The following is a 19,626-nucleotide window of genomic DNA, read 5'->3' on the forward strand; positions in this document are numbered from 1 at the left end:
CGTTTCCGGCTCGTGCATAGGAAGCTCTGCGTAAACTCGGAGTCGTGCCAAGCGATTCGACGGTCCGTCCGATCCGCAGCGGCCGCTCCTCCCGCACCCGGCGTTCGCGTCGTGCGGTCGGTGCCGCGCTCGCTGCGGTGCTCGCCATCGGTCTGAGCGCCTGCGCTCCCGATCCGGTCAGCGAATCCTTCCTCAACGGGGAGAACACCGGCTATGTCGCGGCCGACGGCGCGATCGTCGAGATCCCCGTCGCCGAGCGCGGCGAGCCCGTCGAGTTCAGCGGCGTGACCGAGGCTGGCGAGAAATTCGACAGCGCCGACATCGCCGGCGACGTCACGGTCGTCAACTTCTGGTACGCCGGATGCGCGCCGTGCCGCCTCGAGGCCGCCGACCTGGAAGCCGTCTGGCAGGACTACAGCGACCAGGACGTCACGTTCATCGGTATCAACACCCGTGACCAGGCCGACACCGCGGTCGCCTTCGCCTACGAGTACGACGTGACCTACCCGAGCCTGATCGACGTGGACACCGCCCAGGCCAAGCTCGCCTTCGCGAAGGTGACCCCGATCGCCGCGACGCCGACCACGCTCGTGCTCGACAAGCAGGGCCGGGTCGCCGCGCGCATCATCGGACCGATCGACGGGAAGTCGATCCTCTCCACGCTCGTCAAGGACGCACTCGCGGAGAAGTCGTGATCACTGAGGGAGCGTCGTGAACCCTGAAGCGATCATCGGCTCGGGGGCCCTCTGGATCGCGATCCCCGTCGCGATGCTGGCGGGACTCATCTCGTTCCTGTCGCCGTGCGTGCTCCCGCTCGTGCCGGGCTATCTCGGCTTCCTCGGCGGAACGGTCGCGCCGCGCACGGCGTCCGTCTCCGGGGCGGGCTCGCAGGGCCCGGCGACCCAGACGGCGACGCGTGGCCGGCTCGTCCTCGGCGTGCTGCTGTTCATCCTCGGCTTCAGCCTGGTGTTCGTCTCGATCACGGCACTGGGCGGAATCGCCAACGTCTTCCTGCTGGAGTGGGGCGAGCTCATCACCCGCATCCTGGGCGTGGTCATCATCGTCATGGGCCTGGTCTTCCTCGGCCTGTTCGGCTTCGCGCAGCGCGAGCTCCGCTTCCACGTCGACTCCAAGGCCGGCATCATCGGCGCTCCGCTGCTCGGCATCGCCCTCGGCATCGGGTGGGCACCGTGCCTCGGCCCCACGCTCACGGCGATCTTCGCCCTCTCCTTCAACGCGGGTGACCCGGTGCGGGCGGGCTCCCTCGGGCTGGCATACTCCCTCGGGCTCGGCATCCCGTTCCTGCTCGTCGCACTCGGCTTCGGCTGGGCGACGAAGGCGATCGGCTTCCTGCGCCGCCACATCCGCGTCGTCAACGTCATCGGCGGCGTGCTGCTCATCCTGCTCGGGATCCTGATGGTCACCGGGCTCTGGACCGACATCATGTCGCGGCTGACGGCGGTGATGGGCAGTGTCATCCTCCCGCTCTGACCGTTCAGAGAAGTCCGCTCCCTCCGAGAAGACCATGACGAAGAACAAGAGTGCCGTGAACAGCGACTCCAGCGATCCGCTCCGCCCGTCCGACCACGTCGACGGCGACGACTCGATCACCCAGCCGCGGCTCGGCCTCGTCGGCTGGCTGCGTTGGGGATGGCGCCAGCTGACCTCGATGCGCACGGCACTCGTCCTGCTGCTGGTGCTCGCGATCGCGGCCATCCCCGGCTCGATCTTCCCGCAGCGGATGGCCGACCCGAACGGCGTCACGCAGTGGGAGCGCGACAACCCCGACCTCTTCCCGGTGCTCGACGGACTCAAGATGTTCGACGTGTACCTGTCGCCGTGGTTCTCGGCGATCTACCTGCTGCTCTTCGCCTCGCTGGTCGGCTGCGTGATCCCGCGCATCAAGCACCACGCCAAGGCCCTCCGCGCCCGTCCGCCGCGCACGCCCGCGCGCCTGCAGCGCCTCGAGGACTACCGCGCCGTCACTCGCGACCCGTCGGCCGACACCGGCACGAAGACCGGTGACGCCGAGGCCGAGGCCGCCGCGTCGATCGACGTCGCCACGAAACAGCTCAAGGCGCTCGGCTATCGGGTGGAGCGCTACGACCGCGGGCGCACGTTCTCGGTCTCCGCGGAGCGCGGCTACTGGCGCGAGACCGGCAACCTGCTCTTCCACCTCGCGCTCGTCGGCGTGCTGGTCACGGTCGGCGTGGGCGGCGGGTTCTCGTACACCGGACAGCGCGTGCTGGTCGAGGGGGAGACCTTCGCGAACACCCTGCTCGACTACGACTCCATGAACCGCGGCCGCTTCGTGGGGGATGACGCGTTCTCGCCCTACTCGATGCGTCTCGACTCCTTCGATGTGACCTACCAGCCGTTCGGCGAGCCGGGCTCCGGTCAGGCCGGCAACTTCTCCGCCAACGTCACCGTGCAGGAGGACGGCGAGGAGCGCGAGGGATCCGTCAAGGTCAACGAGCCGCTCGCCGTGGCCGACGACGACGTGTTCCTGCTGGGCAATGGCTACGCGCCGACCGTCACGGTGAGCGATCCTGAGGGCAACGTCGTGTTCACGAACAGCACGCCGTTCCTCCCGCAGGACAACAACATGACCTCGCTCGGCGTGCTCAAGATCCCGGATGGTCTGGCCGAGCAGGTGGGCCTCGTCGGGTTCTTCTACCCGACCACCGGCGTGCTCGACACGGGCGCGTTCTTCTCCGCCTACGGCGATCTCACGAACCCGACGCTCACGCTCGACGTGTACACGGGCGACCTGGGCATCAACGAGGGCGTGCCGCGCTCGGTCTACGTGCTCGACACGACCGGGATGACCAAGCTCACCGGCCGCACCACGAACGTCGAGTCGATCGAGCTCACGCCCGGCCAGACCGCGCAGCTGCCAAACGGGCTCGGCTCCGTGACCTTCGAGGATGAGTCGCCCGCGGGCGCGACCGACGCCTCGAAGTCCGTGAAGCGCTTCGCCTCGCTGCAGATCCACCGCGACGAGTCGGGTGTGTGGGTGCTCGGCTTCGCGCTGCTGGCCCTCGGCGGTCTCATGATCGCCCTGTTCGTGCCGCGCCGACGCGTGTGGGTCAAGGCGACCGCGCACGACGGCGAGGTGGCGCTCGAGTACGCCGCACTCGCTCGAGGCGAGGACCCGACCCTCGCCGCCGCCGTCGACGACCTCGTCGCCGGCCACGCACGACTCCTCGACGCCGCGGGCGGCACGACGGCTCGCCCCACCATCGACGACACCGCGGACGAGTCCGCGCAGCCGGAGGCCCCGGCGACCGACACCCGAAAGTAGACTGACACCATGCTCGAGCTCAACGTGATCTCGCCGGTCCTGCTCTGGACGGCGATCGCGATCTATGCGGCGGCCTTCGTGGCCTATGCCTTCGATCTCGCGCGGCGCTCGCAGGCGACGGCCGACGCGCAGACGGTCCGGGAAGCGGTCCTCGTCGGAGCAGGCGGGGGCACCGCCACGGCGTCCTCCGGCGCGCCTGGCAAGGACGCCGCTCCGCAGCGCTTCGTGATGGCCCGGATCGGCACCTCGCTGACGGTCCTCGGCTTCCTCTTCCACCTCGCGGCGACCGTCACCCGCGGCCTCGCCGCCGGTCGGGTGCCGTGGGCCAACCTCTACGAGTTCGCGATGATGGGCACGCTGCTCATCATCGCGGTGTACCTCGTGGTGCTCACGCGCCTCGACCTGCGCTTCCTCGGCACGTTCATCACCGGCCTGGTCGTGGTGCTGCTGGGCCTCGGAGCGACGAACTTCTACGTCGAGGTCTCCCCGCTGATGGACCCGCTGAAGAGCGTCTGGCTGGTCATCCACGTGTTCGTCGCCTCGCTGGCTACCGCGTTCTTCGCGCTCGCGTTCGCCCTCTCGGTGATCCAGCTGATGCAGTCGCGCCGGGAGCGGCTCGTCGCAGAAGGGGCCGCGAAGACCGGGCCCGGCTTCCTCCGCACCTTCCCGCCGTCCGTGCGCCTGGAGAGCCTGGCGTACATGTTCACGATCATCGGCTTCATCCTGTGGACCTTCACGCTCATCGCGGGGTCGATCTGGGCGTACTACGCCTGGAGCCGCTTCTGGGGCTTCGATGTGAAGGAGACCTGGACGTTCGTGATCTGGGTGCTCTACGCCGGCTACATCCACGCTCGGGCGACGCGCGGCTGGCGCGGCAACCCCTCCGCGTGGCTGGCGATCGTCGGCTTCTCGGCCGTGATCTTCAACTTCACGATCGTCAACGTCTTCTTCAAGGGTCTGCACGCCTACTCCGGCCTGAGCTGACCCTCGTCGGGTGACACCGAGACCCGTCCGCGCTGACCTGCGCGGGCGGGTCTCGTGCGTCCGGGCGCTGCGGCTTGGACTGTGAGGGACCATGGCTGAGGCGGGGCGGTGCCGAAACCCAGAGAGAAAGCCCTCGGCCCGGCGCGTCGTGTGCTGACGCGCCGGGCCGAGGGCGGATGCTCTCCGTTCTGGCCGGAGAGGTGCGGGTCAGGCGGTGGCGAGCACCGCCTTGGCCGAGGTCGTGCGACGCATGGTCACGGCGAGCGTGGTGGCCACGAGGGACAGCACGCCCCAGACCACCAGCGCCGCCACTGCGGAGCCGCTCCCGGCGATCAGGCCCGCGAACGCGGGGGCCGTCGGCAGTGCCGCGCCGATGCCGGCCAGCCAGTCGGGCACGGTCGAGATCAGCCCGGTCGCGACGGCCAGCACGCCGATGAGGGCGGAGATCCATCGTCCGACACCACCGAACAGCGCGACCAGCGCCTGGTTCACCGCGGCGAAGACCACGCCGGCCAGCACGGCCGTTCCCGCGAAGGCCCACCAGGTTCCCGCGTCATAGCTCGCCACGATCTGCACGATGAGCGACACCAGCAGACCCTGTCCGGCGCCGATCAGTGCCGCCGGCGCGAACGCCCGCAGCGTGAGCGTCGCGGACGAGCGACGGGAGGTCAGGGTGCGCGCCGTGTGGGCGCGCATCACGACGAACGTCGCGAGCCCGCCGAACCACAGCACGACGGCCGCGAGAAGGGGGATGGCGGTCGGCCCGAAGATCGCGTTCATCGACGAGTTCGACGACACCGGGTCGGCGATCACCGTGGCGAGGGACTTCGAGTCGCTGTCGCTGAACGAGGGGAGCGAGTCGGATGCCGTGCGCAGCCCACCCGCGAGGTCACCCGTTCCGGTCGCCAGGGTGTCGAGCCCGGTCGCGAGCTCGGTCGTGCCGTCGGCGAGAGCGGTGGCGCCCTCGGACAGCTGGGTCGCACCGGAGGCGAGGCCGCGAGCGCCGGTCGCGGATGCGCCGATGCCCTGGTCGGCGAGCTGGGTGAGGCCGCCCGCGAGCTGCGTGGCCCCGGCCCCGGCCTGGGTCATGCTCGATGCCAGCGTGGTGAACGTGCCCGGGAGGGCGCCGACGCCGCCGGCGACCTTCGGGTCGTTGAGGATTCCGGATGCGGTCCCGGCGTTCGTCGCCACGGCGCCCGCATCGTCTCGGAGGGAGGTGAGCAGATCGCACTGCGCCTGGTCCGTCACCGGAGTGGCGCATGCGGTAGCCGCCAGTCCGGCCAGTTTCTGCGCGAGCGCGGCCGAGCCCGATGCCGCCGACTTCGCGGATGCCGAGGCCCCCTGAATTCCGCCCACGAGCTTCTGCACGTCGGCGACGCTTCCCTGCAGCTTCGTTCCCCCGGCGGTCAGCCCGGACCCGATCTGCGCCGCACCATCCGCGGCCTCGCGGGTCTTGCCCGCGATCGTGTCGAGCCCGGTCGCGAGCGACGAGGCGCCCGTCCCGAGCTGTCCTGCGCCGGAGGCCAGCTTGGTGGCGCCGTCCGGGATCTCGGCCGCGCCGGTCGCGGCATCCCGCGCGCCGTTCGCGAGCTTGAGGGCACCGTCCGCCGCATCGCCGATCTGGTCGCCGATCGTGGTGAACCCGACGAGGATGTTCTCGGTCGTCGCCTCGGTGAGCATGGTGCCCATGGTCGAGGCGGCGACGTCGGCGATCTGCCCCGTGATGAGGTCGTCCGCGACGAGTCCGTCGTCCGGGGTGGTCACGGTGATGGTCGCCTTCTCGGCCTTGCCGCCACCGTCGGAGATCGCCTGACCGGCCGAGGTCGCCGCCGCGGAGAAGTCCTCCGGGATCGTGATGACGGCCTGGTACGAGCCGTCGGCGAGTCCGTCGGCGGCGTCGTCCTTGTTGGAGATCACCCACGTGAGGTTGGAATCCAGGTCGTCCGAGCCCTCCACGAGTCCGGAGGCGAGCTGACGTCCGAGCGGGGTCATCTGCCCGTCGATGGTCACGGGCTCGTCGAGGTTGACGATGGCCGCGGTCATCGAGTCCAGGCGCTCGGTCGGGTTCTGCAGGGCCGCGACCAGGATGCCGCCGACCGCCGCCGGCAGCAGCAGCACGCCGAGGATGGTCAGCCACGTGATGGGCTTGCGGGAGCGCGCGCGCTCGATGGGGAGGGTCATGCCGTCACCTCGGTGGATTCTGCGGTGCTCCGGCGAGGAGCGCGCGTGTCGAGAGTCTGTGCGTCGGGCCAGCCGGCCTCGGCGAGAGTGGTCCGTGCCGAGTCGGCGTCGGAGGCGGTGGCGAACACCGCGAGCGATCGGGAGGCTGCGGCATCTCGCAGCATCGCCGTCGCCTGGTCGCGCTGGCCACCCGAGAAGCGGTCGAGGCCGTCGATCACGACGATCTGCGACTTCCCGCGCAGGGCCTCGGCCAGGTCGGCGAGTGCGGCATCCGCGTCGTCGACCAGGACGCAGCCGACGTGCGATCGCACCCAGGCGGCGCGTCCGGGGAGCAGGTGGCCCGCGACGCGGAGCCGTCCGTCCGTGGGCGTCAGGCGTCCCGCGATCGTGAGGGCCAGAGCCCGACGCGTCCGTAGGTCGCCGCCGGTCGCGATGACCGCGCCGCCGTTCGGGATGCGCATCGTCAGATCCTCGACGAGGGGCGCATCCGCGCTGATCTCGAGGCTGTCGGCGGCGACCACGGACCCGTCGCCCGGCCACTCGGCCAGATGGCGTTCGCGCTCCACGGCCTCGCCTTCGACGTCGACGCGGGGAAGGATCTTCTCCAGCCAGCGCGGGAGCTCCCAGGCGCGCTCGCCGAGGATCGCCATGAGGGCGGGGATGAGCGTCATCCGCACGAGGAAGGCGTCGATCGCGATACCGGCGGCGAGTCCGAGCGCGATGGGTTTCAGGGACGAGTCACCCTCAGGGACGAAGGCCACGAACACCGCGAACATGATGAGACCCGCCGCGGTGACGACCTTGGCCGAGCCGGTGAACCCGCTGCGCACGGTGCGCAGGGCTGCGGCGCGGCGCTTCGCGCGATCCGGGCTCTTCGAATCCGGGTCGTGCACGAAATCCTCACGCATGCGGGAGACGAGGAACACCTGGTAGTCCATCGCGAGCCCGAACAGCACGCCCATCAGGATGATCGGCATGAAGCTGATGATCGGTCCGACCTTGGCGACGTGCAGCAGGTCGGCGAACCAGCCCCACTCGAACACGGCACCGACCACACCGAAGGCGGCGACGATCGAGAGCAGGTATCCGGCGGCCGCGGTGATCGGCACCCAGAGCGAGCGGAACACGATGGTCAGCAGGATCAGCGAGAGGCCGATGACGAAGATGCCGAACGGCAGCAGTGCGTGGCCGAGCTGATCGGAGATGTCGATGCCGACGGCCGTGAATCCGGTGACCTTGAGATCGATGCCGAACTCTTCGAGCCACTCGTCGTGGTGGCTCCTCAGCTCGCGCACGAGGTCGGCGGTCGCCGGGTCGTCCGGGGCGGTCTCCGGGATGATCTGCACGATGCCGGTGTCCGCGGTCTCGTTCGGGGTCGCGAGTGCGACCTCCTTCACGCCGGGGATCTTCTCGACGGCATCCCCGAGGTCTTCCATCAGGGTGAGCGGGTCGGTGGAGGTGACGATCGTTCCGGTGAGGATCAGTGGTCCGTTGAACCCGGGGCCGAACTGCTCGCCCACGAGGTCGTAGGTCTGCCGTGCCTCGGAGTCCTTCGGGAGCACGCCGGCGTTGGGGAGCGCGAGGTTCAGGCTCAGCGCGGGGACGGCCACGATGCCGAGGCCGATCACGACCGCGAGCGACACCAGGATCGGGCGCTTGGTGACGCCGTTCACCCAGCGGGTGCTGCCCGCGACGCGGACCGGAGCGGCGGGCGCGTCCCCGGAGCCGTCCTTCGCGCTCTTCTTCTTCGCCTTCGGGGCGCGCTTCGGTCGGCCCACGACCCGGCCCTTCACGAAGCCGAGGAGCGCCGGGGTGAGCGTGACGGCGATCGCGACGGCGACGGCCACGGCGACGGAGGCCGCGATGCCCATCGTGGTGAGGAACGGGATGCCCGCGAACCCGAGGCCGATGAGCGCGATGAGCACGGTGACGCCGGCGAAGACCACGGCGGACCCTGCGGTGCCGACTGCGCGAGCAGCGGATTCCTCCGGATCGACCCCCTCGCGGACCTGGTCCTGATGTCGGGCCATGATGAACAGCGCGTAGTCGATGCCGACGGCGAGGCCGAGCATGAGCGCCAGCAGCGGGGTGGTCGAGGAGACCGTGGCGAACGCGGTCGCGGTGAAGATGCCGGCCATCGAGATGCCGACGCCGAGGATGGCGGTGAGCAGCGGGAGTCCTGCCACGACGAAGGAGCGGAACGTGACGATCAGGACGAGGAGCGCGATCAGCAGTCCGACGGCCTCGGTGAGCGTGACACCGGGGATCGAGATCGCGAACAGGTCGCCGCCGAGCGAGGTCTGCGAACCCGCGGGGAGCTCGGAGTCGAGGTCGCTGACGACGGTGCGCAGTGCGTCTTTCGTGTCGTCGGAGACGTCGGTGGACTCGCCGTCGAACTGCACGCGGACGATCGCCGCGGTGTCGTCCTCGTTGATCATGCCGCTGACCATCTCGTCGTACGGCGAGGTGGCTGCGAGCACGCCGTCGAGGTCACCCAGCTCGTCGACGGCATCCTCGATGTGATCGCGGTAGTCGTCATCCGTGATCTTGTCGCCGTCGGCGGCCACCACGATGAACTGCGCGTTCGTCCCGCTCACCTGCGGGAAGGAGCGGGAGAGCTGCTCGAGTCCGGCCTGCGATTCGGTGCCGGGGATGGAGAAGGTGTTGTCGGTGCCCGCCCCCAGCACGAGTGCTCCGGCGCCGGCGATGCCGAGCGCGAGCAGCCAGGACACGAGGACTCGCCAGGGGTGCCGGAAGGACCAGCGTCCGAGCGAGGACAGGAGTGTGGACACGCGTTCCTCCGAGGGGTACGAGGTGGATACACAGGTGTATCCAATACATAGATGTATCGTAAGGTGACCCGCCCGGCTCAGCCTGTGTGCGGGGTGTGAATCATGCGAGAGTGAGGGGTCAGGAGGTTTCGATGTCGATACCCGCAACCCGCAGCCGAGAGAACACGCGGGCCCGCCTGCTCGAAGCGGCGGCCCAGGTCTTCGCCGAGGTCGGCCTCGACGGCGCGTCCGTCGAGGCGGTGTGCGAGCGCGCCGGCTTCACCCGTGGCGCGTTCTACTCCAATTTCGAATCCAAGGACGAGCTGTTCCTCATGCTCGCCGCGAGCGTCTCCGAGGTGCGCGTGAGCGCGGTGCGCCAGCGCGTCGAGGAGCTGACGGCCGCCGGTGCCCTGGTCGAGGGGTGTGATCCGATCGACCTCGTGCAGCAGATCATGGAGCTCGGCGGAGACGACCGTCTCGGTGTCATGCTGCTCAGCGAGATCCGCATCCGTGCGCTGCGCGACGCGAAGTTCGGCGAGGCCTACCTCATGCAGGAGCGCGAGATGGTCTCGAGTATTGCGCAGATCGTCGACGACATCGTCACTGCCGGCCTGCTGCGCCTTCGCCTTCCGGCCGAGACGGCTGCTCGCATGCTCATGATCATCTGGGAGGGCATGACGGTGCGCGGCGCCATGGCCGGCCAGGACGATGCGCAGCTGCGGCACTCCGGTGGCGAAGAGCTCGGCCGTCTGGTGCAACTGCTCATCGAGCCGTAGTCCGCAAGATCGCCGGGTGGAGGGCGGAGAGGTCCACCGGCTCAGTTCGCGGCGGCCGCCAGTTCGTAGTGGCAGCGGGCGAGTCGGGCGATCCACCATTCACGGCGCTCGTCGGATGCGGCCAGGCGGGTGAGGGCATCCGCGTCCGGCGTCACCCGGCCGACCGGGATCGAGCCGTCGACCGGGCGCCGGTCGGCCACGTCGTCGAGGAAGAGTGACGCCGTTCCGAGTCCGCAGTCGTAGTCGAGCGTCGGGAGCGCGGCAGCGAGAGCGGCGCCCTGGGACAGTCCGATCGCGGTGTCCAGTGCGCTCGACACGACGACCGGGAGTCCCGCGGCCGTGACGATCTGCAGTGCGTGCGTGACACCGCCGAGCGGCTGAGCCTTGACGACGAGGAGGTCGGCTGCGCCCGCGCGGGCCACGGCGAGCGGATCGGACGACTTGCGCACGCTCTCGTCGGCGGCCACCGGGATGCCCATGTGCTTCACGCGCCGACGCAGATCGGCGAGCTCCGGCACCGTCGCGCACGGCTGCTCCACGTACTCCAGGTCGTATTCGCCCAGGGCGTGCACCGCGTGCTCGGCCTCGTCGACGTTCCAGGCGCCGTTCGCATCGACGCGGATGCGCCCCTCCGGGCCCATCGCCTCGCGCACCGCACGGACGCGGGCGACGTCGTCGGCGAGCGTCTGCCCCGGCTCGGCGACCTTGACCTTGGCCGTGCGGCACCCCGCGAACCGCGCCAGCAGCTCGGGGACCCGTGCGGCATCGATCGCCGGGACCGTCGCATTCACGCCGATCCGGTCACGCAGCGGCGCCGGCTGCGGACACCACGCGTAGTCGATCGCCGCGGCGAGCCAGGTGGCGGCCTCGGCGTCTTCGTATTCCGTGAACGGGGAGAACTCCGCCCACCCCTCCGGCCCCTCGAAGAGGAGCGCCTCCCGCACGTCGACGCCGCGGAAGCGACTGTGCATCGGGAGGGCGACGACCCTGGCCGAGTCGAGCAGGTCTGCGAGCGGCGGGATCATGTCAATCGTTCTCCAGGATCTTGGGGAGGTGCCCCAGTTCGTTGAGGCGTCGGATGAGACGTGAGGCAAGGGGCCCCCGGCTCAAGGAGAGCAGATAGAAGCGGGGGCCGTCCTCCGCCTGGCGGAGCAGACCGCGATCGAGGAGCGCCCGGATGACCCGGGATCGTTGTGAGGCGGTGCCGGGGATCACCGATTCGAGATCGCCGGCCTTCACGACTCCTGCCGCGAGAACCGCGCGAAGCACCGTCTCGTCTGCGCGGCTGATGACCCCGTCCCGCGTCAGCTGCGCCAGCGCGGGGCCGACGAGGACGGACTCGACGAATTCATGGTCCTGCAACTGGACGAGTCGGGCGAGGTCGTCGCGGATGCCCCGCGCGAAGAACGTGACCCAGGAGACGGTGCCCTCTTCGTCCAGAGCGTCGGCGGATTCGAGGGCGGCGATGTACGCCGACCGATCGTTGCCGAAGACCGCTGCAGGATTCAGCGCGTTGTACCCACGCGTGGCGAAAACCGTCTTGCGGAGCATCGCGTACGTGAAGAGGCGGGACACGCGTCCGTTGCCGTTGCGGAATGGGTGGATCCACACGAAGCGGTGATGTGCGAGTGCGATCTGCATCATCTGCTCGTGCATCGGTCGCTCGGCGTTCGCGAAGTCGAGCAGGTCCGACATCTCCGCGTGCACGGTGACCCAGGAGGGTGGGACGTGGGCGGAGCCGGCGATCGCGACCTCCTGATCGCGATAGGCCCCGGGCGTCGGATCCCCTTCGCGGACGAGACCGTCGACGGTCCTCGTGTGCAGGTCTCGGAGGAGACGGTGGGTGAGTGGGTGGCGAGGATCGAGAGAGTCGAGGTGACGTACGGCCTCGACGATGTTGGAGATCTCGCTGAGATGGTCGGCGAGGTTTCGCGTTCCCGCTTCGCCCAAGGCCTCGACGGCCTCGTACACGGTCGTGTGGTTGCCTTCGATGCGGGCGGAGATCACGCTCATCACGGTGTCGAAGAGCAGATGCAGCTCCGAGACGATCTCGCGGTGCGCCGTACCGACGCCGACGTCGGCGCGAAGACGCTCGATCTCGAAGAGCAACGGGACGAGTTCGGAATCGAACGCGGGCTGCGGCAGCCGGTACAGGTCGGTCATCGAGACTTCTCCGATCCGTCGCGGGAACTTTCTCTGATTCTGTCAGACTTCTTGCCGGAAGTGCAGGTGGATCCCTTGTTTCATGCGGAACTTGCGCTTTTGCGCGCCGTGAAGAATTTGCTCGGGCGGTGAGCGTTTCTTGCGCCCGCCGGGCGGGTGAGTCGTCGGACGCTCAGCCTAGGCGCTTCTGCAGTTCGCCCATCCGCTCGGTCGGCACGAACCCGAGCAGCGTGTTCACGGCGAGCATGTGCGCATTGGATTCGGCGTTGCAGGTGTACACCGCCGGGACCTGCGGGGCCTCGTGCTGCAGCAGTCGGAGGTTCGCGAGCTTGACGGCGGTGCCGAGCCGGTGGCCGCGGTCGGACGTGCGCACGAGCGTGCCCCATTGGTACGCGTTGCCGTCGTCACCGGAGATCACCAGCTGCGTGTAGGCGGCGGCCTCGCCCTTCGGCGTGACGGCGACCGTGCCGATCGACGTCCGATGCTGCCGGCCCAGGAGCTCCTCCTGTTCCCGGATGGCGGCGACGTCGGGCTTCGCGGGTTCGATGTCGAGGTCGCCGCTGGGGGCTTCCGTCTCGACCGAGGCGTCGAGGATCGCCCAGCCTTCCACCACGTCGTCCGGAACCGGGCCGATCCAGCTGCGGAGCTCGTATCCGCCGGTCGCGGCGGCGATGTCCGCCTCGACGCGGTCGAGCAGTGCAAGGTCGACGGGGAGGGTGAGACGGTTCTGCACGTCCCCGAGTGCGAGCGCGTATCCGTGTCGGCGGGCGAACTCGCGGCCGGGGGCCCCGGCGCCGTCCGTGCCGAGTTCGTAGCGCCAGGAGGTGCTCCCCTGCAGGGTGGTGCGCCCGTCGGCCGTCGCCTCCTGCTCGAGGAAGGCGAGGGCTGCGGATCCGATGCCGCGCCGACGATGCTCGGGCGGCACGTCGATCGCGAGGTGCGCGATGTGGGTGTTGTCCTTCTGGGGGAGTGCGAGCGACGCCGATCCCACGACGACCTCGCCGTCGCGCACCAGGAACGCGCGGCGCTCGACGACCTGCGACTCCTGCTGCAACTCGCTGCGGCTCTCCTCCCGCGTCCAGACGGGAGTGTCCTGCCCGCGGTCCGCGCGCTCGGCGGCGGCATAGGCGTCCCACCAGGCGTCCACGGCGTCGGCGTCGAAGGGATCGATGCGCGTGGTCTCGATCGTCATGTCTCCACGCTACGCCGTCGGATTTCGGGAGTCACCCATCGACGTGTGATTGACAATGGTGTGTGACGCACAGTAATGTGACGAACATGAACGAAGCCCTCGACACGCACCTGCAGGAACTGCGCCGCGGCACCGTGGTGCTCGCGTGTCTGCAGCTGCTGCGCACGCCGGGCTACGGCTACGGGCTGCTCGAGCAGTTGGAGCAGCGCGGCTTCGCGACCGACGCGAACACGCTGTATCCGCTGCTTCGCCGGCTAGAGAAGCAGGAGTACCTCACGAGCGAGTGGAACACCGACGAGGCCCGACCCCGCAAGTTCTACCGCACCTCGGATGCCGGCATCCGCCTCGCCGACACCCTCACCGACGAATGGCGATCCCTCACCACGGCGATCGCGACCCTCACCTCCGAGGAGATCTGACATGACGACGACGACTTCGCTCACGGAGCGATACATCAGCGCGACGATCCGCAGCCTCCGCCCCACCGCTCAGGCCGACGTCCGCGCCGAACTCGAAGCCTCCATCGCCGACGCGATCGAGGCACGGGTCGAGCAGGGCGAGGCACCCGAGACCGCCGAGCGTGCGGTCCTGACGGAGCTCGGCGACCCCGGCATCCTCGCTGCGGGCTACGCCGATCGCCCGCTGCACCTGCTCGGACCCCGCTATTACCTGATCTGGTGGCGGCTGCTGAAGCTGCTGCTGATCATCGTTCCGGCCTGCGCCGCGTTCGGCGTCGCAATCGCGAAGCTCATCGAGGGCGCGACCGTCGGAGAGGTGATCGGGACGATCGTCGCCGTCACCATCTCGGTCGTCGTGCACGTGTGCTTCTGGGTGACCCTGGTCTTCGTCGTGCTGGAGCGCACCGGCGCCGACACGGGGGAGAAGTGGGACGTCGACCAGCTGCCCACGCCGACCGAGAACGGAGCCGCGCGCAGCGACATGATCGCTTCGCTCGTGTTCGTGGGCATCCTCATCGCCGCGGTGCTGTGGGACGCGACGCGCGGCTTCTTCCCGACCGGCGGCGACCCGATCCCGGTTCTGAACCCCGGGCTCTGGCCGTGGGGGATGATCGTGCTCCTCGGGATCATGGTCGCCGATGCTCTCCTGGCCGTCGCCGTGTACGTCCGCCGGAGGTGGACGGTCGGACTCGCCGTCGTCAACACCGCGCTCTCGATCGCCTTCGCCGTCTGGGCGGTGACGCTGCTGGTGCAGGGCGAGCTGCTGAACCCGGAGTTCGTGCAGTTCGCGTTCTCCGACAACGGTGTGGAGGCCGACACGCTGCGCGTCCTCGCGGTGATCACCGGCGTCGGCATCGTCGCCGTCCAGGTGTGGACCATCGTCGACGGGTGGATGAAGACCTGGCGCGCCCGTCGCATCTGACGGCGGCGCGTGCCGTGTGCCGGGGAGACCGCGAGGAATAGGCTGGATGCCGTGACCGATGCCTTCGTCTCCGACCTGTTCGACCCGGCCGAGTGGGTGCTCGCGCCCGGTGCCGAGGACTACACCGACATCACCGCGCACGTCTCGCGCGACGGCGGGGTCGCGCGCATCGCGTTCCACCGTCCGGAGGTGCGCAACGCGTTCCGGCCGCACACGGTGGACGAGCTCTATCGCGCGCTCGACATCGCCCGCCAGGACGCCCGCATCGGCGCCGTGCTGCTCACCGGCAACGGCCCGAGCCCGAAGGACGGCGGCTGGGCGTTCTGCTCCGGCGGCGACCAGCGCATCCGGGGTCGCGACGGGTACAAGTACTCCGATGCCGAGACGGCGATCGTCGACGGAGCGAGCCGCGCGGCGGTCGGCCGCCTCCACATCCTCGAGGTGCAGCGCCTCATCCGCTTCATGCCCAAGGTCGTCATCGCCGTGGTGCCGGGGTGGGCGGCCGGTGGCGGGCACTCCCTGCACGTGGTGTGCGACCTCACGATCGCGTCGGCGGAGGAGGCCCGCTTCAAGCAGACGGATGCCGACGTGGGCAGCTTCGACGCCGGATACGGCTCCGCGTACATGGCCCGCCAGACCGGACAGAAGTTCGCGCGCGAGGTCTTCTTCCTCGCCGAGGAGTACTCCGCCCAGCGCGCCTACGAGATGGGCGCCGTCAACCGCGTGGTACCGCACGCCGAGCTCGAGCGCGAGGCCCTGAAGATGGCCCGCACCGTGCTGACCAAGTCGCCCACCGCGATCCGCATGCTGAAGTTCGCCTTCAACGCGGTCGACGACGGGCTGGTCGGCCAGCAGGTCTTCGCGGGGGAGGCCACCCGCCTCGCCTACGGCACCGACGAGGCCGTCGAGGGCCGCGACTCGTTCCTCGAGAAGCGCGACCCCGACTGGTCCTCCTTCCCCTGGCACTACTGAACCCCTCGGGCACACGGAGTCGGAGACGCGCATGACCGCCCTGATCCCCACGGATGCCGAAGATCCGGCGCAGCTCCGCGACGCGTTGCAGCGTGCACTCGACGGCGGCCCGGCCCTCGGCCTCGGCATGCTGGCGGGGGCTCCGGCGAACGTGGCGGACGGCATCGCGGCCGTGATCGCGACCTCGGGGTCGAGCGGCATCCCGAAGCGGGTGGCCCTGAGCGGCGAGGCGCTGCGGGCGAGCGCCGAGGCCACGGCGGCACGGATCGGCACCGGACGCTGGCTGCTCGCCCTCCCCGCGGGCTACGTCGCGGGGCTGCAGGTCGTGGTGCGCTCGATCCTGGCGGGCACGGAGCCCGCGCAGCTGGACGGCCGGTTCTCCCCGATGTCCTTCGCCGAGGCGACGCTCGCGATGCTGCGGCCGTCGGCGGGCGCGGGCGTACCGGAGCTCTTCACCTCGCTCGTCCCCGCTCAGGTGGCGACCCTGCTCGACGCGGCGGACGACACCGCGGTGCGGGCCGCGCTCCGGGCGTATCGGGCGATCCTCGTGGGTGGGCAGTCGCTCCCCGAACCGCTGCGGGAGCGGGCGGCCGACCTCGGTGCGCGGCTGGTCCGCACCTATGGCTCGACCGAGACCAGCGGCGGCTGCGTCTACGACGGGGTGCCGCTCGACACGGTCGGAGTGCGCACCGTCGACGGTGAGCTGCGCATCGCCGGCCCGATGCTCGCCGAGGGGTATCTCGGTGACGGGTCGCTGACCGCGCGCACCTTCGTCCGTGACGAGCACGGCATCCGCTGGTACCGCACCGGCGACCTCGGGATCGTCGAGGACGGCGTGGTGCGGGTGCACGGCCGGGCCGACAACGTGATCGTCTCCGGGGGGATCAACATCTCGCTGGACCGGGTGGAGCGCATCGTCCGGCGGATCGCGGGGCTGCACGAGGCGGTCGTGGTCGGGGTGGACGACGAGCGCTGGGGCGAGGCCTCCGTGATCGTCGCCGCGCGGGGCGAGGTGCTCCGCCGCAGCGAATCCGAGCAGCTCGCCCACGCGCGCGAGGCCGTGGAGGACGAGCTCGGCAGGCATGCGCGCCCGTCGCGCCTGATCATGGTGGACGAGATCGAGGTGCTGTCCTCCGGCAAGCCCGACCGCGATGCGATCCGTCGCATGGTCGCCGAGCTGCACTGAGCGCTCCTGCCAGAATGAAGCGCATGGCCTCGTACACGCATGGACACCACGAATCCGTCCTCCGGTCGCACAACGTGCGCGACATCGCGAACTCCGCAGAGTACCTCCGCCCGCACCTCACGGCCACGACGCGACTTCTCGACGTCGGTGCGGGCCCCGGCAGCATCACGGTCGACTTCGCCGGCATCGTGGGGCATGTGACGGCCACCGAGATCGACGAGAACGCCCTGTCGCTGTCCCGGTCCCTCGCGGCGGACCGCGGCCTCACGAACCTCGCCTTCTCGGTCGAGGACGTGCATGCGCTGAGCTTCCCCGACGACTCCTTCGACGTCGTCCACACGCACCAGGTGCTCCAGCACGTCGGCGACCCGGTGCAGGCGCTCCGCGAGATGCGTCGCGTCACCGCTCCCGGAGGCATCGTCGCCGCGCGCGACGCGGACTACGCGGGCTTCCTCTGGTTCCCGGTGCTCCCCGAGCTCGACCGCTGGCTCGCCCTCTACCGTGCGGCCGCACGGGCCAACGGCGGAGAGCCGGATGCCGGACGCCGGCTGCTGTCCTGGGCACGTGCTGCGGGCTTCGAGGACGTCACGGCGACGGCCTCCACCTGGTGCTACGCCTCCCCGGAGGAGCGCGCGTGGTGGGGCGGGATGTGGGCGGACCGCATCCTGGAGTCGGCGCTCGCGCGGCAGCTCGTCGACAGCGACATGGCGACCCGTGCCGATCTGGAGGAGATCAGCGAGGCGTGGAAGCGCTGGGCCGACGACGGAGACGGGTGGTACCTGGTGCCGCACGGCGAGATCATCGCCCGCGCCTGACCCCGATGGGATACATCCCGCGACGGATGCCCGCGGCGGAGCGCTCGCGTAGCGTGGGGGAGTGATCCGCCCGCTCTCCCGCACGGCGCTGATCCTCGACATCGTCGGGGCGGCGCTGCTCTTCCTCGTCCTCACGCCGATGTCGCTCGTGTTCTACGGGCCGGGGACGGGGAACACCGCGATCGGCGGCGTCGCGGTCGGCGGTGTCGTGATCGCGAGTGTCCTGATGTTCGGCGGCGTCGCGATCGGGCGGCTCGCGCCGGGCCTGTCGCTCGCCGCCGCCTGGGCGGGCGCCGTGCTGCAGATGCTGGCCGGTTTCGGGCCGCTCCCGATCGACGTCGCGATCCTGCTCGTGCTCTACGCCACCGCGGCCTGGGGCACGCGGCGGGTGCTCTGGTGGGGATTCGTGTCCGCGCTCTTCGGCGGACTCATCGCGGCCGTGTACATGGTCATCGTGAACGGTGTCGCGTTCGGCACGGGCACCGGGTGGGAGAAGGTCACCACCGGCACGCTCCTGCTCGCGATCTCCGTCATGGCGCTCGGATTCGCGTGGGTGTGCGGGTTGCTGTGGCGCGTCGTGCTGCGCGCCCGGAGTACCCGCACGGCTCAGCTGCAGGCCGAGTCGCTCGCCGCCGAGGAGCAGGAGCGGGTGCGCATCGCCCGGGACATGCACGACATCGTCGCCCATTCCCTCGCCGTCGTGATCGCCCAGGCCGACGGCGCCCGATACGCGGCCGCCGCGAAGCCCGAGGTCGCGACCGAGGCGCTCGGCACCATCGCGCAGACCGCGCGCGGGGCGCTGAGCGATGTGCGGATGCTGCTCACCCAGCTCCGGCACCGGCAGGGCGACGGCCCGCAGCCGACGCTCGCCGATCTCGAGGCCCTGTTCGCGCAGGTGCGCCAGGCGGGGATCGAGCCGCGCGTCACGGTCGACCCCATGCCACCGGGCGAGCCGCCCGGGGCCATCCAGCTCGCGGTGTACCGCATCCTCCAGGAGGCGCTCACGAACGCCATCCGGCACGGCGACGGGACCGTCGACGTGCACCTCGCCTGGCTCCCGGACCGGGTCGACATCGACGTGCGGAACACGCTCGCGCACGATGCGGAGACCGCCCCCGGCGGCCACGGCCTGATCGGCATGCGCGAGCGGGCGCAGCTGGTCGGCGGTAGTCTGCAAGCCGAGCGCCGAGGGGCGCAGTTCGTGGTCCACGCCTCTCTCCCGATCGGAGCCTCCGCATGATCAGAGTCGTGCTCGTCGACGACCAGGCGCTGTTCCGCGCCGGCATCCGGATGCTCGTCGCCTCGCAGCCCGACCTCTACGTGGTGGGGGAGGCCGGCGACGGCAGGGAGGCGCTCGACGTCATCGGTGCGACCCGTCCCGATGTGGTGCTGATGGACATCCGGATGCCGGTCATGGACGGGCTCACGGCGACCGCCGAGATCCTCGCCCGGCCGGAGCCGCCGCGCATCGTGATGCTCACGACCTTCGACCTCGACGAGGCCGCGGCCCGCGCGATCCGGCAGGGTGCGAGCGGCTTCCTCCTGAAGGACGCCGACCCCGAGTTCCTGCTCGCCGCGATCCGCACCGTGCACTCCGGGTCGAGTGTGATCGCCGCATCCGCCACCCGCGACCTGTTCGCGCACTTCGCCGAGGCGCCCAAGCCGGTGCCGCCGCAGTACGTCACGCTCACCGACCGCGAGAAGGAGATCTTCGCGCTGGCCGCCCGCGGCCTCTCGAACGCCGAGATCGCCGGCCGCGAGTACCTGAGCGAGGCGACCGTGAAGACGCACATCAGTCGCATCCTCACCAAGCTCGCGCTGCGCGATCGGGTGCAGCTGGTCGTCTTCGCGTTCGAGCACGGTCTGGCCTGACCCGCAGCCGGGATCATCCTTGCGATGTAC

At 70.1% G+C, this 19,626-nt stretch carries 17 protein-coding genes; 12 read left to right on the forward strand and 5 right to left on the reverse strand.

Translation table 11 applies throughout. From position 1 onward, the window contains the following. The first annotated feature begins 44 nt into the window (after nucleotides 1-44). Genes MME74_RS04030 through ccsB form a run of 4 tightly spaced genes read left to right on the forward strand, consistent with a single transcriptional unit; the run spans nucleotide 45 to nucleotide 4,288 of the window. A complete protein-coding gene (locus tag MME74_RS04030) occupies nucleotides 45-695 on the forward strand; it encodes a TlpA family protein disulfide reductase (RefSeq protein WP_267417422.1) in 651 nt (216 codons plus the stop codon). A gap of 16 nt (nucleotides 696-711) precedes the next feature. After that, complete coding sequence (locus MME74_RS04035; protein WP_267417423.1) at nucleotides 712-1,491, forward strand: cytochrome c biogenesis CcdA family protein; 780 nt, start codon at nucleotides 712-714, stop codon at nucleotides 1,489-1,491. A gap of 34 nt (nucleotides 1,492-1,525) precedes the next feature. After that, on the forward strand, nucleotides 1,526-3,304 hold the full coding sequence (gene resB, locus MME74_RS04040; protein ID WP_267417424.1) for a cytochrome c biogenesis protein ResB: 1,779 nt from the start codon (nucleotides 1,526-1,528) through the stop codon (nucleotides 3,302-3,304). A 9-nt stretch (nucleotides 3,305-3,313) separates the two neighbouring features. Beyond that, entirely contained in the window at nucleotides 3,314-4,288 is a 975-nt protein-coding gene (ccsB, locus tag MME74_RS04045; protein WP_267417425.1) for a c-type cytochrome biogenesis protein CcsB, read from the forward strand. Between the two features lie 207 nt (nucleotides 4,289-4,495). On the opposite strand, the gene MME74_RS04050 is transcribed toward ccsB, so the two are convergent. Next, the gene (locus MME74_RS04050) at nucleotides 4,496-6,469 is read right to left on the reverse strand and encodes a YhgE/Pip family protein (RefSeq protein WP_267417426.1); all 1,974 of its coding nucleotides are present in this window, start codon (nucleotides 6,467-6,469) and stop codon (nucleotides 4,496-4,498) included. Then, nucleotides 6,466-9,261, reverse strand: coding sequence for an MMPL family transporter (locus MME74_RS04055; RefSeq protein WP_267417427.1), 2,796 nt, complete (start codon nucleotides 9,259-9,261; stop codon nucleotides 6,466-6,468). Before MME74_RS04055 ends, MME74_RS04050 begins: the two co-directional genes overlap by 4 nt. Before the next feature lie 131 nt (nucleotides 9,262-9,392). On the opposite strand from MME74_RS04055, the gene MME74_RS04060 reads away from it, so the two are divergent. Then, nucleotides 9,393-10,016: a TetR/AcrR family transcriptional regulator gene (locus MME74_RS04060; RefSeq protein WP_267417428.1), complete on the forward strand. Its 624-nt coding sequence runs from the start codon at nucleotides 9,393-9,395 to the stop codon at nucleotides 10,014-10,016. A 41-nt stretch (nucleotides 10,017-10,057) separates the two neighbouring features. Here the strand turns inward: MME74_RS04060 and MME74_RS04065 are convergent, their stop codons facing one another. The 3 genes from MME74_RS04065 to MME74_RS04075 form a co-directional block, all read right to left on the reverse strand. Further along, on the reverse strand, nucleotides 10,058-11,041 hold the full coding sequence (locus MME74_RS04065; protein WP_267417429.1) for an o-succinylbenzoate synthase: 984 nt from the start codon (nucleotides 11,039-11,041) through the stop codon (nucleotides 10,058-10,060). A 1-nt stretch (nucleotide 11,042) separates the two neighbouring features. Continuing rightward, complete coding sequence (locus tag MME74_RS04070; protein WP_267417430.1) at nucleotides 11,043-12,179, reverse strand: Fic family protein; 1,137 nt, start codon at nucleotides 12,177-12,179, stop codon at nucleotides 11,043-11,045. Between the two features lie 172 nt (nucleotides 12,180-12,351). Next, nucleotides 12,352-13,371 (reverse strand): GNAT family N-acetyltransferase, encoded by a 1,020-nt coding sequence (locus tag MME74_RS04075; protein WP_267417432.1) that lies wholly within the window; start codon nucleotides 13,369-13,371, stop codon nucleotides 12,352-12,354. An 86-nt stretch (nucleotides 13,372-13,457) separates the two neighbouring features. Between MME74_RS04075 and MME74_RS04080 the strand changes: the two genes are divergently transcribed. The 7 genes from MME74_RS04080 to MME74_RS04110 all read left to right on the forward strand — a co-directional run bounded on the left by MME74_RS04080 (nucleotide 13,458) and on the right by MME74_RS04110 (nucleotide 19,596). Beyond that, nucleotides 13,458-13,790, forward strand: coding sequence for a PadR family transcriptional regulator (locus tag MME74_RS04080; RefSeq protein ID WP_267417433.1), 333 nt, complete (start codon nucleotides 13,458-13,460; stop codon nucleotides 13,788-13,790). A gap of 1 nt (nucleotide 13,791) precedes the next feature. After that, nucleotides 13,792-14,751 carry a permease prefix domain 1-containing protein gene (locus tag MME74_RS04085; RefSeq protein ID WP_267417434.1) on the forward strand — a complete coding sequence of 320 codons (960 nt, stop codon included), beginning with the start codon at nucleotides 13,792-13,794 and terminating at the stop codon, nucleotides 14,749-14,751. Nucleotides 14,752-14,802: 51 nt separating this feature from the next. Further along, nucleotides 14,803-15,723 carry a 1,4-dihydroxy-2-naphthoyl-CoA synthase gene (locus MME74_RS04090; protein ID WP_267417435.1) on the forward strand — a complete coding sequence of 307 codons (921 nt, stop codon included), beginning with the start codon at nucleotides 14,803-14,805 and terminating at the stop codon, nucleotides 15,721-15,723. Nucleotides 15,724-15,754: 31 nt separating this feature from the next. Beyond that, nucleotides 15,755-16,909 carry an AMP-binding protein gene (locus MME74_RS04095; RefSeq protein ID WP_267417437.1) on the forward strand — a complete coding sequence of 385 codons (1,155 nt, stop codon included), beginning with the start codon at nucleotides 15,755-15,757 and terminating at the stop codon, nucleotides 16,907-16,909. A 23-nt stretch (nucleotides 16,910-16,932) separates the two neighbouring features. Next, nucleotides 16,933-17,724: a class I SAM-dependent methyltransferase gene (locus MME74_RS04100; RefSeq protein WP_267417438.1), complete on the forward strand. Its 792-nt coding sequence runs from the start codon at nucleotides 16,933-16,935 to the stop codon at nucleotides 17,722-17,724. Between the two features lie 61 nt (nucleotides 17,725-17,785). Continuing rightward, on the forward strand, nucleotides 17,786-18,964 hold the full coding sequence (locus MME74_RS04105; RefSeq protein ID WP_267417439.1) for a sensor histidine kinase: 1,179 nt from the start codon (nucleotides 17,786-17,788) through the stop codon (nucleotides 18,962-18,964). Next, nucleotides 18,961-19,596 (forward strand): response regulator, encoded by a 636-nt coding sequence (locus tag MME74_RS04110; protein WP_267417440.1) that lies wholly within the window; start codon nucleotides 18,961-18,963, stop codon nucleotides 19,594-19,596. Before MME74_RS04105 ends, MME74_RS04110 begins: the two co-directional genes overlap by 4 nt. The last annotated feature ends 30 nt before the right edge of the window (nucleotides 19,597-19,626 follow it).

Origin of the sequence: Microbacterium oxydans (assembly GCF_026559675.1) — a bacterium.
Classification (GTDB): domain Bacteria; phylum Actinomycetota; class Actinomycetes; order Actinomycetales; family Microbacteriaceae; genus Microbacterium; species Microbacterium oxydans_D.

Coding starts and splice junctions, on each gene's coding strand:
- resB (WP_267417424.1), top strand. CDS start 1,526: ATGACGAAGAACAAGAGTGCCGTGAACAGCGACTCCAGCGATCCGCTC.
- ccsB (WP_267417425.1), top strand. CDS start 3,314: ATGCTCGAGCTCAACGTGATCTCGCCGGTCCTGCTCTGGACGGCGATC.
- MME74_RS04050 (WP_267417426.1), bottom strand. CDS start 6,469: ATGACCCTCCCCATCGAGCGCGCGCGCTCCCGCAAGCCCATCACGTGG.
- MME74_RS04060 (WP_267417428.1), top strand. CDS start 9,393: ATGTCGATACCCGCAACCCGCAGCCGAGAGAACACGCGGGCCCGCCTG.
- MME74_RS04065 (WP_267417429.1), bottom strand. CDS start 11,041: ATGATCCCGCCGCTCGCAGACCTGCTCGACTCGGCCAGGGTCGTCGCC.
- MME74_RS04070 (WP_267417430.1), bottom strand. CDS start 12,179: ATGACCGACCTGTACCGGCTGCCGCAGCCCGCGTTCGATTCCGAACTC.
- MME74_RS04075 (WP_267417432.1), bottom strand. CDS start 13,371: ATGACGATCGAGACCACGCGCATCGATCCCTTCGACGCCGACGCCGTG.
- MME74_RS04080 (WP_267417433.1), top strand. CDS start 13,458: ATGAACGAAGCCCTCGACACGCACCTGCAGGAACTGCGCCGCGGCACC.
- MME74_RS04085 (WP_267417434.1), top strand. CDS start 13,792: ATGACGACGACGACTTCGCTCACGGAGCGATACATCAGCGCGACGATC.
- MME74_RS04095 (WP_267417437.1), top strand. CDS start 15,755: ATGACCGCCCTGATCCCCACGGATGCCGAAGATCCGGCGCAGCTCCGC.
- MME74_RS04100 (WP_267417438.1), top strand. CDS start 16,933: ATGGCCTCGTACACGCATGGACACCACGAATCCGTCCTCCGGTCGCAC.
- MME74_RS04110 (WP_267417440.1), top strand. CDS start 18,961: ATGATCAGAGTCGTGCTCGTCGACGACCAGGCGCTGTTCCGCGCCGGC.